Origin of the sequence: Chryseobacterium sp. Leaf405, from assembly GCF_001425355.1 — a bacterium.
Classification (GTDB): Bacteria; Bacteroidota; Bacteroidia; order Flavobacteriales; family Weeksellaceae; genus Chryseobacterium.
In genome coordinates this window covers 31,927-49,078 of the sequence record NZ_LMQN01000008.1, presented here as the reverse complement: position 1 = coordinate 49,078, position 17,152 = coordinate 31,927, and the positions used below count along the sequence as shown (strand labels likewise).

General features: G+C 36.4%; 15 protein-coding genes and 1 pseudogene. 5 read left to right on the top strand and 11 right to left on the bottom strand.

All coding sequences use genetic code 11. The features are described from left to right. Positions 1 to 36 precede the first annotated feature (36 nt). From ASG22_RS05540 to ASG22_RS05525, 4 genes are read right to left on the bottom strand one after another with little or no spacing between them, the layout of a single operon-like run. Positions 37 to 732, bottom strand: coding sequence for an ABC transporter ATP-binding protein (locus tag ASG22_RS05540; protein ID WP_055981808.1), 696 nt, complete (start codon positions 730 to 732; stop codon positions 37 to 39). Next, on the bottom strand, positions 726 to 2,072 hold the full coding sequence (locus ASG22_RS05535) for a DUF3526 domain-containing protein (RefSeq protein WP_082504949.1): 1,347 nt from the start codon (positions 2,070 to 2,072) through the stop codon (positions 726 to 728). The genes ASG22_RS05540 and ASG22_RS05535 overlap by 7 nt, the downstream gene beginning before the upstream one ends. Further along, positions 2,072 to 3,517: an ABC transporter permease gene (locus ASG22_RS05530; RefSeq protein WP_055981801.1), complete on the bottom strand. Its 1,446-nt coding sequence runs from the start codon at positions 3,515 to 3,517 to the stop codon at positions 2,072 to 2,074. Before ASG22_RS05530 ends, ASG22_RS05535 begins: the two co-directional genes overlap by 1 nt. A 3-nt stretch (positions 3,518 to 3,520) precedes the next feature. After that, on the bottom strand, positions 3,521 to 5,818 hold the full coding sequence (locus ASG22_RS05525) for a TonB-dependent siderophore receptor (protein ID WP_238586857.1): 2,298 nt from the start codon (positions 5,816 to 5,818) through the stop codon (positions 3,521 to 3,523). A 166-nt stretch (positions 5,819 to 5,984) separates the two neighbouring features. Here ASG22_RS05525 and ASG22_RS20895 point away from each other — a divergent pair, with 166 nt between their 5' ends. After that, positions 5,985 to 6,263 (top strand): hypothetical protein, encoded by a 279-nt coding sequence (locus ASG22_RS20895; RefSeq protein ID WP_131726147.1) that lies wholly within the window; start codon positions 5,985 to 5,987, stop codon positions 6,261 to 6,263. 577 nt (positions 6,264 to 6,840) lie between these two features. Here the strand turns inward: ASG22_RS20895 and ASG22_RS05515 are convergent. From ASG22_RS05515 to dinB, 7 genes and pseudogenes are all read right to left on the bottom strand, one after another. Continuing rightward, positions 6,841 to 7,230: pseudogene (locus ASG22_RS05515) on the bottom strand (DNA polymerase III subunit alpha); the annotation flags it as partial. Positions 7,231 to 7,339: 109 nt separating this feature from the next. Next, a complete protein-coding gene (locus ASG22_RS05510) occupies positions 7,340 to 8,002 on the bottom strand; it encodes a hypothetical protein (RefSeq protein ID WP_131726146.1) in 663 nt (220 codons plus the stop codon). Between the two features lie 268 nt (positions 8,003 to 8,270). Further along, positions 8,271 to 8,816, bottom strand: a complete 546-nt coding sequence (locus ASG22_RS05505; RefSeq protein ID WP_055981790.1) for a hypothetical protein — start codon at positions 8,814 to 8,816, stop codon at positions 8,271 to 8,273. Positions 8,817 to 9,385: 569 nt separating this feature from the next. Beyond that, positions 9,386 to 9,721: a hypothetical protein gene (locus tag ASG22_RS05495; protein ID WP_055981785.1), complete on the bottom strand. Its 336-nt coding sequence runs from the start codon at positions 9,719 to 9,721 to the stop codon at positions 9,386 to 9,388. A 14-nt stretch (positions 9,722 to 9,735) separates the two neighbouring features. Further along, positions 9,736 to 10,011 (bottom strand): hypothetical protein, encoded by a 276-nt coding sequence (locus ASG22_RS05490; protein ID WP_055981782.1) that lies wholly within the window; start codon positions 10,009 to 10,011, stop codon positions 9,736 to 9,738. 33 nt (positions 10,012 to 10,044) lie between these two features. Beyond that, positions 10,045 to 13,095, bottom strand: coding sequence for a DNA polymerase III subunit alpha (locus ASG22_RS05485; RefSeq protein ID WP_055981779.1), 3,051 nt, complete (start codon positions 13,093 to 13,095; stop codon positions 10,045 to 10,047). 12 nt (positions 13,096 to 13,107) lie between these two features. Continuing rightward, positions 13,108 to 14,250 carry a DNA polymerase IV gene (gene dinB / locus ASG22_RS05480; RefSeq protein ID WP_055981776.1) on the bottom strand — a complete coding sequence of 381 codons (1,143 nt, stop codon included), beginning with the start codon at positions 14,248 to 14,250 and terminating at the stop codon, positions 13,108 to 13,110. A gap of 61 nt (positions 14,251 to 14,311) precedes the next feature. Between dinB and ASG22_RS05475 the strand changes: the two genes are divergently transcribed. From ASG22_RS05475 to ASG22_RS05465, 4 genes are all read left to right on the top strand, one after another. After that, positions 14,312 to 15,073, top strand: a complete 762-nt coding sequence (locus ASG22_RS05475) for an XRE family transcriptional regulator (protein WP_055981773.1) — start codon at positions 14,312 to 14,314, stop codon at positions 15,071 to 15,073. Between the two features lie 125 nt (positions 15,074 to 15,198). Further along, positions 15,199 to 15,810: an alpha-ketoglutarate-dependent dioxygenase AlkB family protein gene (locus ASG22_RS05470; protein WP_055981770.1), complete on the top strand. Its 612-nt coding sequence runs from the start codon at positions 15,199 to 15,201 to the stop codon at positions 15,808 to 15,810. Positions 15,811 to 15,836: 26 nt separating this feature from the next. Next, entirely contained in the window at positions 15,837 to 16,049 is a 213-nt protein-coding gene (locus ASG22_RS20890; RefSeq protein ID WP_131726145.1) for a hypothetical protein, read from the top strand. 133 nt (positions 16,050 to 16,182) lie between these two features. Next, positions 16,183 to 16,860 carry a type 1 glutamine amidotransferase domain-containing protein gene (locus ASG22_RS05465; protein WP_055981767.1) on the top strand — a complete coding sequence of 226 codons (678 nt, stop codon included), beginning with the start codon at positions 16,183 to 16,185 and terminating at the stop codon, positions 16,858 to 16,860. Positions 16,861 to 17,152 lie beyond the last annotated feature (292 nt).

Below are 17,152 nucleotides of genomic sequence, written 5' to 3'. Positions count from 1 at the left end.
TATAAAAGTTCTTATATAGGAGTACATAGTTAGCACTTAAATAGTCTTGAGATATAATTCTTGCAGTTCTGCAGCGCTGAAGGCTTTCGAAGGTACATTTTGTACCAATTCTCCCTGGCGCATAATACCAATATTTGTGGCCACGCTTGCTGCATTAAAAATATCATGAGTAGCCATTAAAATGGTACGGCCTTCTTCTCCCAGCTCACGAATGATTTCAGTGAATTCAGCAGTAGCAATAGGATCGAGCCCACTTGTAGGTTCATCGAGAAGCAGAACTTTTGCATCCTTCGCCAGAGCGATGCCTATCCCCACTTTTTGCCGCATTCCCTTGGAATAACCTCCCAAGAGTTGATCGTGTGCAGCTTCCTGTAATCCTGTTCGTTGCAGCAATTCGGAAAGCTCATTTTTAGAGTAAGTAAAACCTGCGATTTTAGAGAAAAAGTCAAGATTCTCGATTCCTGTAAGGTTGGGGTAAAGCAATACGGTCTCTGGAATGTAAGCCAGATGCTTTTTAATTTTCTGAGGTTCTTCCTTGACTGAAATATTATTAATAAAGGCGTCTCCTGATGTAGATTGAATCAATCCTAAAAGGATGTTGATTGTTGTGCTTTTACCGGCACCATTCTGTCCGAGAAGTGCAAATATTTCGCCTTCCTGAATTTCGAGATCAAGGGATCTTAGCGCTGTAAAGTCGTTATACTTTTTATGAAGATTGATTGTTTTTAACATAGTTTTCTGAATTTTTGTTGTGAAAGAATTGTTAAGAGGATAATTAAAATAAAGTAGGGTAGGAAAACCTGCAATAGATTTGATTTTTCAGCATCGCTAAACGATTTAACCGTTTGCTTGCTCCAGTCAATGACATCAGCTTTTTGTTCCGAGAAGATATACGGATAAAAGAACAACCTTTGTTTTTCGTGGAATGTTCTTAAACCTTCTGCATACTGAAGTTGATTTTCCATACCTGTTTTGGCAAGTTGACTTTGTACCAGTTGGGTATGAATAGTAGGGAAGAGATATCCCAAATACACCGAAGCATCATTTCTGCTTTGCATTTTTTTGTGATATTGCTTCGATGATTTTTGCGATTCCATGTCTCCAAGATGCTGCATGGCGTAGTACCAGACATAAGAGGAAGATATGTTTTCGTCCACTTCATATTTGCTGAACTGAGGATAAATTTGCTGAAACTTCTGCATGGTCGTTGCTTTTGCTTCATCCCATTTGTTGTGATAGCCCTCCCTTTGTTCAATTTGTGCTTTCATACCCTCATTGACAGGATATATTTTTTGGATGATCATATTTCCTGTCATCGGAATAATAAAATTCATTCCAATCCACAAGATGAGGAGTGTCAGTGCATTAGAGGCGGATGATTTCTGAAAACCGATGATCCAGCGACAGAGTATGAACCAGAAAAGAATATAAAGCAATCCTGAAATAATAAAGATGATGAAAGGCATATCAACAGGAATTTTGATGAATACTGCCGCTATGATCAGCAGCAAAAAATATAATGCAACAATCAAAATACATCTTATCAGAATTTTTGCATCGATCAGTTTCCGTAGATTATTGCTCTGAACGGAAAGCAGTTTCCAGGTTCCGTTTTCCTGGTCCTCGGAAATGAGATTGAAACAAAATGCAATGATCACCAATGGAAATAAAAAGACAAGCACAAAAGTAAAATCGAAATTTCCTACCGCTGCATTGGCAGGATTGAAAAAGTCCGAATTGTTCTTCTGTTCTTCCAAATTACGAATAGTGACCCCCTGTATGGAAGGCTTTAAGTCTCTCAGTCCAATGTTTAGGGCAGAGAGTTTTGGCGTTTCATTGACAAGATTAAATTTTACGTAATAGAGAAGAAGGCCTAAATTATCGCTGTGTGCAGCTATATTTTTTTCGAGACTTTCTTTTTGATAACGGGCACTTTTGTTAATGATGTCCTCATTTTTATCCAGGAACTTTTTCCCAGTGTACATAGAACTGAGTCCGGCAAGAAATAATATGATTAAACATATAAGATAGGACTTGTTTCTGTGAAACTGTTTATATAAGTAATGGTTCATTATATTAATTTTAAATGTTTAGCACTCAGTTCTATCATCGCTACACAGATTAATAGCCAAAATAAGACGGCTGCAAGTGTTGTGATCTGCTGCCAGATACTTTCTTTTAAGCTGGTAAATTCATATTTGAAATCAGGAAACTGTTTCCATTCTTCGCTGCTGACGGTTGCTGGTTTTTCACCTTTCGAAGGTTGATTATTGCTGATATTTTCAATCTGTAAATCATTCATGTTCTGAGTTAGCTTATAGCGGTATTCTTCAGCTTGTTTTTGAAAATTTTGGTAGGCATAATAATCAGTCCCTGCTGCAGTCATCGAAAGATTTTTGATGGCCATGACCGGATTGATAAATCCTAAAATTTCACCAAGTCTCTGTTGCTTTTTATATTGTATCTGAAGCTTTTCCAAATTGCCTTCATATATTTTAGAACTGATTTTTTCTCCTTCTTTCATTACAATTCCACTATAATTGATAGGCAGTTCGTCAGTAGTTTTCACATGATATCTGTCAAGAAGCGAATCTTTGATGTGCTTAAAATGAGGGTCATTGGGATTATGACTGTCACCGACCTTTAAAACCTCTTTTTCCACCTGTGTTTCAAAAGCGATTCGTGAAGGCGTCGGATACAAATTTTGAGAAGCAAACTGAATTCCTTTTGGTAAGAAAATTACTAGAATCAGCCAACAGCCGATAAGACTGATCAAAGATGCTGATGTGTTTTTGCTATTTGCTGAAATCAAGACCGTTAAAGTGCTAAAGAAAAAATAGTAGATCATATACGCAGGAAGTATAAGCGCCAAACGCATCAAAATATCTGTTGACGAGGTAGTTTCAGACAGTAATGCTGCTAAAAAAACAACGGGTACAACAGGAATTAAAAATAATAAGGAAAATTGCCACAAACCAAGAATTTTCCCCCACAAAATATCTCGCGCTGATGCACCTTGAACATTGAGGATCTTTAATGTTGCATTTTCCCGTTCCTGAACAACAAGTCCGAATCCTAAAAAAATAATAATGATCGGAACAATAGTCTGAAGGATGAATGCACTGCTGAACGTTCCAAAACGCACCAGAATACCTGAACTACCTGCTTCCGAAAGATTGGCAGTATTTTGTTTATGGGCTTCAAGGAAAATTACATTTCCAAGGTAATCATCCAATCCCGTATCGAAGATGGTCAAGGGATGACCTATCCTGAAGACGAGATAACCGTAATGCGCCATTCGGTGTGGATGTTTATCGGGTCTGTGTTCCCAATTCTCTCGGGTTTCCTTTCTGTATTCTTTAATATCCGAAAAGTTTTCACTGTATTTTGTAAATCCAATCGCTATACTTATAAAGCAGAAGAGAATGACAGTTATTGCAATCAGCAGATTTCGTTTCTCCTTGAAGAGATCTTGCCTGGTTTTTCGTACAATGAGTTTAAGGTTTGAAAAAGTCATAATTTAAAGTTTATAAGTTGCGGTAAATAAATAATTTCTTGGGGCACCAGGAAAAAGCCTTAGATAATTCTGTGCTCCCACCCAATATGTTGTATTGGTCATATTGTTGATGTTAAGAGCCAGCTGAAGTTTGGTTTGCGGAACGGAATAATAAAGGGCGGCATCCAAAGTGGTATATGCCGGAAGCTCAAAACTTCTGGTGTACCACGGTATCTTTTTGCTTTGATATAAAATTCCTGCTCCGATTCCGAAGTCTTTTAATGCACGAATTGCAGAAAAATTATATCTCGTCCAGATGTTGATAGAGTTTTTGGATGTATTTTCCTTCGCCAAACCAACCAGTGCAGAGTTGGAATCATCTACAACTTTTGCATCGATGTAGCTGTATCCGGCATAAAGATGCCATTGTGGAAGTATATATCCGGTCAGTTCGGTTTCAAAACCACGGCTTCGGTCAGCTCCACGCTGGATCAGCTGGTCCGGTTCTGCAGGATTGTTGGCGTTGACCAGAATGTTTTTCTGATTAATTTCATAGATTGAAAAACTGGCATTAACCTTTCCGAAGAGTTTGGTTTTGACACCCATTTCCTTCAGTTCAGAAATCAATGGTTTAAATAGCGAAGCAGAGACTGCCCCGGTAAATGATGCAGTTCCAGGCATTAGTGAAATGGTATTGGATTGTGGCTGATATCCTGTGAGAAAGGTTCCATAGATATTGGTGTCTTCACTAATACTGTACGTTAAACCGATACGGTAAAGAAGCTGCTGATTGTTAAATGAATTTTCCTCCGTTTTTTTATAATTCGTTCGATCCTGAAACCATTCCTTTCTCAGTCCTGCCAATAGCCTGAACTTTTTCCAGGTGACCAAATGTTGTACGTAGACAGCATGGGTCGTGGTCAGAGCGGTTGGCAATGGATTAATGACATTCAATATGGAATAATCATTTCCTTGATGGTTTAAAGCACCTGGGCTAAGATCAAATGGATTGACGTTGGGTTTTGGGATCGTGATACCATTGTATATCAAGGTCTGGTATAGTGCGGCATTTACAGGATTAAAAGATGCAGTGACGGTACCGTCTTTCATTAGAAAACCTCTGGCGGCATCCTGTTTTCCACCGCTTTTTTTCTCCCAGATATGGCTGTCATATCCCAACAAAGTTTGGTGTTTGAATACTCCCGTTTTGTAGCTGAAATTAAAATAAGCGCTGATATTATCTACTTCCCAGTGTTGTACCCTCTCCAGATACTGCATCATCGCAAGATTGGGAACAGGCTTATTGTTGATATCGGGAACAAAAGAATTGGTTGTTCTGGTTTCACGGGTGTCTTCATCCCAGAACTGTTTCATATAGGAGGCATTGAAGGTGACGTGATCGTTGAAATGATGAGCAAAACTTCCCATTAAAGTAAGATCTTTTGTTTTGAAAAAATCTGCAGGGGCACCAAGATTAAGGCTGATCGGTGTACTGTTGAGATTTGTTTTTCCTGCAACCGCACCAAAAATTGGTTGACCTCTGTCCAGATTTCCGTTCATCTCATTGTAGATCATTTCGACATTGAGCGATGTTTTTTCATTGGGGATAAAAGAAAGGGACGGAACAATTAAAAACCCCTTATTATTTACATTATCCCGAAATGACTGGCCATCCTGATGCGCGCCGTTGAAACGGTATAGTAGTGTTTTGCTTTTATTTAACGGACCGGTAAGATCCGTGGTCAGGCGATATATATCAAAGCTTCCACCCGATAAACTTACTTCGTACCGGTGGTTGAGCAGTGGTTTTTTGGTCACCATATTGATCGTCCCTCCCGGATCAACACTCGACATGGTAATGCTTGCCGGCCCTTTGAAAACTTCTACCCGCTCAATGTGGGACGTCATCGGCTGCAAAAAATAATATTGTCTGGTACGCATTCCATTGATGATCTGTCCTTCCTCATTCTGGCTGATCCCACGAATGTTGTACTGATTATAAAAACTTGCATTGGAAACACCGGCCACATTTTTAAGAACATCTCCCAATCTGAAGGCTTGTCTGTCATTGATCAATTCTTTAGTAACGGTGTTTAAAGTGAGGGGAAGATATTTATTCTTCATTGCGATCTTTGTAGCAGCAAATGAATAGTCGGCAACATAATCCTGAGATCTCCTTCCGACGATCTCTACCGTCTGGATGGTTGCTGAAATCGAATCTTTTTCGGCTTCCTGCGCATTGAAGTCAATGGGAAATAATAGTAAACTTAAGCCTGTTAATCGACAAGGCTTGTGGAAAATAAAATAATTTATTTTCCACAAAATACAATAATTAAGTGACATAGAAATAGGTAAAACAGGTATGAAAAACCCTAATGGTTAATGATTAATCGCTTCCGTTGCTGTAAAATATACACGCAGCGGTAGTTACAGATCGTAAAATCTATAATAGGAAATAGTTTCAGCTGAAATCATTCAGCGATAACTTATGAAAAATAGGGTGGGGCTCTCGACGAGAAATAATCAATCAGGCGACGGTATTCTACTGTCTTGGGATGTGTTATTACACTATGATCAATATCCTGTAAAGCAAAATCTAAATTCTGAATCTCAGGAAAGAGACATGAATTCATTTGCAGATGCAAAGCACACTGGCATTGATCGTCCTGTGAAAAATGAGCACCTTTCTCATCTTTGTAATTCTTTTTCTCAACATGTTCTGAGGTCAAATGCTTTGTATGTTCCAGACATACTGAGATACCGCTGACATTCGCTAAGAATATGAGCAATAAGGAAAAGACAAAAAAATGTTTAACTATTTTTTGCATAAAAGATGGGCAAATATAGTCAATATATTTTGTTGGGATTAAAAAAGGATATTAAACTTGTATAATATGGTTTTAAACCATTAATTATTTTTATTAAATGTGTAAAGTCTGTTTGAACTGTAAAACGATAATAGTAATATGCATTTTCAACTCATTTTTTATCAGTAATTTTTGAGCAAAATTGTAAAATTGTAAATTATTTTATCTAATCTTTTTTCCCATACGGAGAATTAATCTCTACAGCCTTATCACATAAAAGGTAGGTGAAGTACGACTTTTCGCCAGTCTTCTCATCTTTATAGATTCCAGTATCTCTTGTTATCTACAGTTGCCAGCTGTCCCACTTTCTCATTTTGTGGACATATGGATTTAAAGAACACTTGATTTCAAAATGCTTTTTGTTTTTATCACCCTCGAAACGTACGATGACGGAATTGTGATCGGGACTTGTTTCATCAACGATGGTCGCTTTAAGTTTCATGTAAGAGATTATTGCTTTTTTAGTAAGAATTTATTTTATATCATTTTCTGTCTTGGAAGCCCAATTTCATATTCTTGTGGATAAGGTTTTCTGGAAGTTATACTTACATCTTTAAAAGGAAACTGTCGAAGACTGTCTGGAAAATGAGCGGTATCAAAATACTGTCCGTAAGCATCAATCCAAGTTCCGAAATACATATTGTCTTTTTGCCCAGGATGACCTCTTTTTTTGATAGGAACATGTTTTCTTGAAATCAAATAAGCGAGCATTTTAACCTGTTTTTTGTGGTATTTTAATAGGTCTTTAACCAATACGTGACCTCTGTACTTAGTTTTTAGCAAATCAAAAATTGAATAAGAAACCGGAAAACCCAATATTTCAATTTCATCAAAAGCATCAAAAGGATTTCTTTCGATAACAGGTAAATCGATGCATAAAAGCTGGTTTTATTACTAATGTTTAATTGAAAAAACTGCCATTGAATTTTGCACTTCAGCCCGCCTAACGCAAAAACCATTGTTGTGCGTTTATTATTTATTCAAATTTTTCTTTTGTAATATTCCAGACATATATTTTTTCTTTAAATTTTATAAACTTTGAATAGTTTTTTTCAAAATAATCAGGTGCTGACATATAATTATCTTTAAAAGATATATTAATATTTTTCCCGGTCTTTGGCAATTCAATTATAAACTGTGATGTTACTAATTCCTCTTTTGTACTTTGACTAACAGACGTTTTACAGAATTCACCAACAAGATTATTCATAAATACATCGAAATTATTTGTGTAACTTTTTAAATATCCTGTTTTCACTTCTGTAAGTATTTTATTTCTATACTCAAAAAATTTGAAATTATTTTGAGAAAAGCCACCATTGCTTCCGGCAATAGAAGAAATAGCAATTAATTTTTTGTTTTTAATATTCCAATATGTAATTTCAAATATTTGATAACCAGATTGTCCTTCTGTATATGACTGCTCTAATCTTAAATATCCATTTTTATTATCAACATTCAAAGAATAGTACATATCATCATTGCTCAATGAACCATTTGAAACTAAGTGTTTTCGTTCAATATAGCTTAAATCGTCTAAATATTCAGCTGGAATTATAAAAAAAAAATCAGCAATGTTTTGTGCAGATAAATACTGTATTGAGATAAAAAGAATAATAAATATAGAAGTTTTTTTCATTATTAGGTTTTTAGTTCTTTCGTTTTTGTACACGTTCATTTAAAATGACGAAACTAATTTATATCCGTTATACAATAGCGCATATCCATCCAAATTCGTAGTGATATGCGCTAAATATAAGCAATCATTTTTTGAGACTTAATCTTACAATATTATAACGCTTTGTGACTTTGCGATGTTAGTGCAATCAAAGTACAAAGTTGAATAGAAGAACTACTGTTGAACTTTGCAGTTTCGCCACACTATTGCAAAATGTTGACAGTAGTTTTTATTCAGCTGTTTCAATATTCCATTTTGAATTATTTTGTACCATTTTAAATTTAATATTCTTGTTTTCGCTGTTGAAATAATCGAATATGGAAACGTAAACCGTGTCTTTATTTGCTGTAGTGAATTGAATGTCATACACTTGTTTGTCATTTTTCACTTCATCATACGTAAAATTTAAAGTATTTGAAGAAAACCTATTGTCAAGAGCTCCACCTGTAATTATAGTTTTGTTATTTATCAGATAGTTTTCTTTAAAATCTTCGCTTCCGTCAACGAAATAAGGATTTTCTAATATAAATTTTATTTCTGAAAACTTCTCAATTGGTGTTGTAAATCCATCATAGCGGTCATCATTTCCACAAACTCCAAGGCTTCTTGTAGTAACTATAAAAAGTGAATCTTTTGGATTTAACTTATTCACAGCTTCTTTAATTATTTCTTCTTTGAGTTGTTTTGAATTTATGACCTCTTTTCTTTCAATCTGACAAATTAAAATTGTCAAGACTGTCAAAGTAAGTATTATTAAGATAAGGTACTTTTTCATGCAATTTTCTTTTACATTCGGTTCTATAAAATTACTGCTAACTTTCAAATTTACGCATTGCGTCAATTTGATTTATAGAACTTTCGTAAAGTAATTTATGCCACTAATATAAAAATTTATTTTGATCGTTTTTATGAGATTGCAAATGAAGTACTATTTATCTTTTATTTTTGAAAAATAATGTTTCGCTATATTAACACTTCCAGAGATTACTAGACCTCTTACAAATGACCAGAACAATATTTCGTTTAATTTACTTGTCGTGTAATTAGTATCATCATAGAAGTTAATTTCCATTAGAAATATAATTAACGTCATTATAAGCGCACCTAATAAAATTTTTTCTATTCTTCGTGAGTCCATATTATAAGTTTTTTGCTATTTCTGAGCTAATATATCGTTTTTTGAGATTTGTTTTTCTTCAATCCTTTTTCATTACTAGTCTGAGATTTTAGGTAAAATGAAGAAAGAATTAAAGAAGGGAAAAATTAATTTAAAGAATAATTTTTCATTTATTTAGATGCTAAAATTTACATGTTGACCAGATAGCTTTTATACTAAGCTTGTTATTATTTAGTATTAAGGCTTTTCAGTTCGAAATAGCAGTCTTCACAGATCAACTTAATCTTTGCAAACTCTTCAGACTCATCATTCCATCCATTAGATTGTAACCGCACTTTTTCACATTCACTACACCAAGCTTGAAAATCATCATCTTCATCCAGTTGCATGCCTCTATATGTATCAAATGCTTCTCCAAAGCCTTTATACTGTTCTAAATTCAGATGCTGGCAAACAAAAGCAGCTCTCGAATACCTGCCGGCATTATTTTTTCTTTTAAATTCTGGTGTACATAAACTGGCTGTAGCTCCACTAACATAATTCAAGACAATAATGGACGACATAAAAGTCTGCGTTATTAATCTTTCTTCCCATAAGGAGAATTAATCTCAATAGCCTTATCACAAAGAAGATGGGTAAAATACGATTTTCCACCTGTCTTTTCATCTGTAAATATTTCACTATCCCATGTAATCATTAGTTGCCAACTTTCCCACTTCCTCATTTTATGGACGTAAGGGTTGAATGAGCATTTGATCTCAAAATTTTTCTTGTTTTTGTCACCTTCGAAACATACGATGACAGAATTGTGATCGAGACTTGTTTCTTCAACGATAGTCGCTTTGAGTTTCATGTAAGAGATTTTTGTTTTGAGTAAGTATCTATTCTAAATCATTTTCTGCCTTGGCAAGCCGATTTCATGCTCCTGCGGATAAGGTTTTCTTTGCGTCATGCTGACATCTTCATGCAGTGTCCTTGCTGCTTCCAAAGACTTTTCTTTATCCATAGAATACCTGGGATCCGGAATGAAGGGCATCTTGGCCATTTTGTGAATAGTAATAGTAGGAAAATGAAAATCCACTTCAACAGTTCCCAATAATAAATAACAGCCTCCACCCTGAAACGGATATTCTTCAAGACAGTTCGGGAAATGTGCCGTGTCAAAATATTCTCCCTCGGCGTCGATCCAGGTTCCGAAAAACATGGCTCCTCTTTTCGTAGGGACGTGTTTTCTTGAAATAAGGTAAGCGAGCATTTTGATCTGCTTTTTATGATGCTTAACTAAGTCTTTAGCCATTACACTGCCGCGGTATTTAGTCTGCAGCAGATCAAAAGGACTGTATGATACAGAAAATCCTAAGATCTCAATTTCATCAAAAGCATCTTCAAAAGGATTTCTGATAATGGTCGGAAGTTGATATTCTTTTTGTGGTTCATCCAGTAAGGTGGGATGTCTGAATGCTGACTGATCATTCCCAAACAGAAATCTTGCCTGAATCAGAAGCTCATGTTTTTGCTTTCCGGTAAACCTGAACGCCCCGATAAAAATAAGGATCTGCAGGGTTTCAATTCCAATTGGTATTCTTTTGACAAAGTTCTCCAGCGAAGTATACTCCCCGTTATTTCTCCTTTCTTCAGGAATCATCATGGCGATTCTCCCTTCAACTTTCTCAATATGCATCATTCCTAAATAAACATCATTTCCATAGACTGTAGTCTTGTATTCACTGAGATTGACGCATGGGTTTTTGATGGTTGCTCCTGACATTTTAGCTTCATGTACATAGACTTCAGTCCTGTAAAATCCACCGCCATTGTTGATGGCACACACCATGAATTCAATAGGGTAGTAGACTTTCAAATACAAACTCTGATAACTTTCTACAGCGTAAGAAGCCGAGTGTGCCTTACAGAAGGAATATCCTGCAAATGATTCGATCTGGCGATAGACTTCTTTTGACAGTTGCTCAGGATGTCCCAATTCTTGACAGGATTCAAAAAAATGATCTTTGACTTTCTGCAATGCGGATAGTGATCTTCCTTTACCACTCATCGCTCTTCTTAAAACATCACCGTCAGCGGCTGACAACCCTCCGAAATGCAAAGCAATTTTGATAACATCTTCCTGATACACCATAATACCATAGGTCTCACCCAGCTCTTCTTTAAATACATCGTGAAAGTATTCGAACTTTGTAGGATTATTATGTCGGAAAATATATTCCTTCATCATTCCGCTCTGTGCCACTCCGGGACGGATAATGGAGGAAGCCGCAACCAAAACTTTATAGTCTTCACATTTTAATCTTCTGAGCAAGCCCCGCATCGCAGGACTCTCAATATAAAAACAGCCGATGGTTTTACCTACACTGAGGTAACTATTGCATTTCTCTTCATTTTTTGAAATCGTTGTGTCTTTAATGTCCACCGTAATCCCTCTTTTTTCTTTGATGAGTTCTACCGTATCCTTAATGGTTCCGAGCCCTCGTTGAGAAAGGATATCGAACTTTTCAAATCCGATGTCTTCAGCCGTATGCATATCAAACTGGACAATAGGAAAACCTTTGGGAGGCATTTCCAATGCTGTGAAATTGGTAATGGGTTCTTCCGAAATTAAAATTCCGCAGGAGTGCATGCTTCTCTGATTCGGAAACTTTTCCAAAAGCTTCCCGTATTTGTGCACCAATTTAAAAACGGAGTTGGTATCATGTTCATTCATTGGTTTAGTCGCTAAGACATCCAATTCTTCCTTCGGTAAACCGAAAGCTTTTCCAACTTCCCTGAAAATAGATCGGTACTTAAATTCGACATTTGTTCCGCAAAATGCGACGTGTTCTTTACCGTATTTAGTAAAAATATATTCAAGGATGGTATCTCTGGTCTGCCAGCTCCAGTCGATATCAAAGTCTGGTGGGGTTTTCCGATTGAGGTTCAGGAATCTTTCGAAATAAAGATCCAATTCCAACGGACAGATATCGGTAATTCCCAAACAGTAACTGACAATGGAGTTGGCACCGCTTCCTCTTCCCACATGCATAAAACCCATCCTGTTGCTGTATTGAATAACATCCCAGGTGATCAGAAAGTAACCGCTGAATTTCAACTGATCAATAACTCCCAGTTCTTTTTCAACTCTCGCTTTTGCTTCAAGATGATTTTGTCCATATCTCGTTTCCAAACCTTCATAAGCGAGTTGGGTCAACAGTTTAAAATCATTCTCCCGACTTTCTGTGAAATGTTGCTTGTTTTTTGGAGTTGAAAAATCATAATCGAAACTACACTGGTCAACAATATCCGCTGTGTTTTGGATGATCTGAGGATAATGGCGGTATTGATCCAGCAGTTCCTTTTTACTGACAAATGTTTCGGTGTTTCTGCAATAATCGTCATCTTCTAATTTACTGATCAATGTGTTGTTATCAATTGCTCTTAAAATCTTATGTAAATTATAATCCAGTTTGGTTGTGACGGTAACAGGATGTAAAATCACCATTTTATTGATCAGCTTTTTCAAATCAGGCTTTACGAGATGGTTCAATTCTTCGGGTCGAATTCCAATATACTCGTGTTCCTGCAAAACTTCAGGAATGTTATGCAAAGGATAAATGACAATGGTATCTTTAAGGATTGGATTGTGTTTTGGAATTTCAATTCCATCACAATTATAATCCGTTAGCAGTCGGTTAATCTCCCCAACACTTTTTTGATTTTTAGCTAGACATATGTAGAATTCACTTTCGACTCTGATTTCAACTCCAACAATAGGTTTAATGTCATTATCATTGCAGAGTTTGAAAAAATCATAGATTCCTGTAATAGTATTGATATCCGTTAGCGCAAAGGTTCTGACCTGATGATCTACTGCCTGCTGCACCAGATCTTGAAGTGAAATGGTTCCGTACCGAAGGCTGTGATAGGAATGGCAATTGAGAAACATAACTTTTTTACTTTATCTTAATAATCCGGACGCTCTGCCCACACTAGCGGTTCCAAACCTGTTTTTAATTTTATCCATGGTCTGATATAAAGAAATCAGTTCCTCGGTATCTTCAAAAAGATCCATTTGATGGCAACCGTGAACGAGTCCCGTGAACTTGACACCGATTAGACGTATTCGCATTCTTCGGGTATAGACTTTTTTGAAAAGCTCCAATACGTATTTCAGAAGAGTATGGTCTGCTGATGTGTAAGGAATTCTACACTGCTTGGTTTCTGTATCGAAATTGGAATATCTGATTTTGACAGAGATGGTTGACGTCAGCCATTTTTCCTGTCGCAATTGAAAAGCCAATTGTTCGACCATTCCTGATAAAATGCTTCTAAGGTTCTGAATATCGATCGTATCCTGAGAAAAGGTATTTTCGGTAGAAATTGATTTTCTTTCTGAATACGGAATAATGGGCGTATCATCAATGCCGTTGGCTTTTTTCCAAAGTTCGCTTCCGTTCTTACCAATGAGTTGATGTAAAACTTCAACGGGGGTTTCAGATAAGGTTTGAATCGTTCTCACTCCGAGTCTTGATAAAAGCTGAAAGGTCACGTTACCGACCATCGGAATCTTTTTGACAGAAAGAGGATTTAAAAAGGGTTTGATATTCTGTTCCTGAATTTCGAATCTACCCGTAGGCTTAGATTCTCCGGTACCAATTTTTGCAACGGTTTTATTGGTTGATAAAGCAAAGCTTATCGGTAAGCCGGTATTTTTGGTGACCGCATCTACAATTTCATTGGTCCACTGGTAGCATCCAAAAAATTTATCCATTCCTGACAAATCGAGATAAAATTCATCGATGCTCGCTTTTTCCAAAACAGGTACTTTTTCCTGGATTACTTCAGTTACCAGATGGGACATATTGGAATACATTTCCATATCCCCTTTGATCACTTTCGCTTCAGGACATAATCTTAATGCCATTTTGATAGGCATGGCACTTCGTACGCCGAAAAATCTTGTTTCATAAGAGCAGGATGCTACCACACCACGGTCTCCACCTCCTATGATCACAGGCTTTTTCTCCAGTTCGGAGTTTTTTAACCGTTCACAGGAAACGAAAAACGTATCCAAATCCATATGCACTATCGCTCTTTCCATGGTGTAAAATTATCACGTTTTATTACAAAATATCGTATATTTGTTGCTATAATTTATAGCAATGTCAATTTTTTCAGAAAACATCAGGTTTTTAAGAGACAAAATGAAAGCATCCCAACAGAAGGTAGGTGATGAAATTTCGATCACGCGCGGAAGGTATGCGACTTATGAAGATGGAAGGTCAGAACCCCCGATTGAAATTCTTGTAAAACTTTCGAAATACTATAAAGTGAGTATTGATTTACTGCTGACTGTCGATTTGCGAAAGTATCCTTTAGAGGATATTGTCAATCTTCCAAACAACAGGATATTGTTACCAATGAAAGTGGATCATACCGGAGAAAACCGTATTGAAATCGTTCCTCAAAAAGCAAGTATGGGATATCTCAGCGGATACAATGATCCTGAATTTGTAGAGGGGCTTCAGCATCTGTCACTTCCTTTCCTCCGAAATGGAAAGTTCAGGGCTTTTCCTGCAGACGGTGATTCGATGCCGCCTTATAATGATGGAACTTATATTGTGGGAAAATATGTTGAAGATAAAAAGGATTTGAAAAAAGGCAAAACGTACATTTTCATTACAAAAGACGGTATTGTTTATAAGAGATATTCCAAACAAAATGATTCCGGCAGTTTTGTCAGCTCTGATAATTCTTTCTATGAGCCTTATGAAATCAAATGGTCAGAAGTTTATGAAATATGGGAATTTGCCTGCAGCATCAATACTCAGGAACTGCGCATTGAAAACCTGGAATATCAGGAAATCAGAAGTATGTTTGAGGAGCTTCGATCAGAGATCAGAAGTTCTAGTAAAAACATATAGTAAAGAATTTATTTTCTAGTACGTATCAAAAAAGCTTTCCTGTTGGGAAAGCTTAAAAACACAAATGATGAAAAAAAATCCCATTGTGGGATAGGGTAAAATTAATAAAAATAGTTAATAAAACAATGGGTCAACTCAGTTTATTTAGCGCAGAAGAATTCTATGATTTTCCGAAGGACTTGTTAGAGTTCAGGGAACATTTTCTGACAGCAGAAGAATCAGATCGGCTTTTTACTCAACTTTTGGAACATACTCCTTGGAAACAGAGAACTCAGACCATGTATGACAAAAAGGTTCTGACTCCACGTTTAACAGCATGGTATGGTGACAGTGAGAATTCCTACAAATTAGGAGGAAGTGAATTTGAAGTGAATGCATGGACACCTGAACTGCTATCTTTAAAGAACAAAATTGAAGAAGCTTTTGGACATCAGTTTAATTCAGTTTTGCTCAATTTATACCGAGACAATAATGACTCAGTTGCATGGCATAGGGATAAGGAAAGCCGATATGGTGACCGCCCTGTCATAGCATCACTCAGTCTTGGACAAACCCGGAAATTTGATTTTAGAAAATTGGATCACCATCAAAGCAGATACATTATCCCGCTTCCCCATGGATCATTGCTTTTGATGAAAGGTGATCTTCAGGAACACTGGGAACATCGTATTGCTAAGTCTGCTTCGCAAATGAAAGAACGTATTAACCTGACGTTTCGGTTGGTGAGTGAACTGTAATATCATAAAAAATAAATAATAGTTATATGTCTATTTCGTACTACGATTTTAAAAATCTACCCATGCAATCTCAATATGAATTGGCTTTGGCCGAAGGAAGGGTTATTAGTGAAACCTTTAAGGATGGACTAAAGTTTGTATTGTATCAGCTGTCGAGTTTTACCGTTGAGATTGTATATAAGACCATTAATGACAAGATAGAAGGTCTTAATGTCTTCCAGAATACAGGAACTCTATGACATATAAATAATTTTCATTTGTCTGCATAGCAGAAAAAGTGTGATCCGGATCACACGAAAATAGTGATTGAGATCCTGTGTTTAAAACCAGATAAATTCCAACTTTGTAGTAATAAATTAAATAGATATAAAAATGAGCAAAAAAGTTTTATTCGTGCTTACGAGTCACGATGAATTAGGAAATACCGGTTTAAAGACAGGATTCTGGACAGAAGAATTAGCAGCTCCTTATTATGCATTGTCTGATAAAGGAGTGGAAATTACACTGGCATCTCCAAAGGGTGGTCAACCACCGATAGATCCGAAAAGTGAAGATCCTTCATCTCAGACTGATGCTACACGCAGAATGGATGGTGACCAAGCATTAAAGGACAAATTAAAAAATACACATCAGTTATCGGAAGTTAAAAGTGAAGACTTTGATGCGGTATTTTATCCGGGCGGGCATGGTCCTTTGTGGGATCTTGCTGAAGATAAGGTTTCACAGCAGCTTATCGTTGATTTTTATACCAATGATAAACCTGTAGCATTTGTATGCCACGCTCCCGGGGTTTTGAAAGATGTAAAAATAGACGGCGAGTATCTGGTAAAAGGTAAAAATGTTACTGGATTCACCAATACTGAGGAAGAGGCGGTACAGTTAACTGATGTTGTTCCGTTTCTGGTTGAAGATATGCTGAAAAAGAATGGGGGAGTGTACAGTAAGATCGAAGATTGGAGTCCTTACGCGATAGTTGACGGAAGATTGGTTACGGGACAAAATCCTGCCTCTTCTGAGAAAGTGGCTGAGGAATTATTGAAACTTATTTAGTTTTTTTTGCAAGAGGAATCATGTGCCTGATCTTCGACTGTAAAATAATTCATTCTTTTTAGGAAAAATTAGGATAATCAAGGCTATTTTAAAATATAATTAACACCATTGATCGTCTTCAAATGTATTGAGTTTCCATAATTTTGTAGAGGAAATACTTGTAAAAAGGTTTTCATGGTTATTAGTTTTTGTCCCCATATCATTTGGGGATTTTTTGTTTCTATAGCAACATAATATCTTAATTGCTGCAATAAAATATTTGAAGTTATATTGTATATTCTTTTTTAAGGAT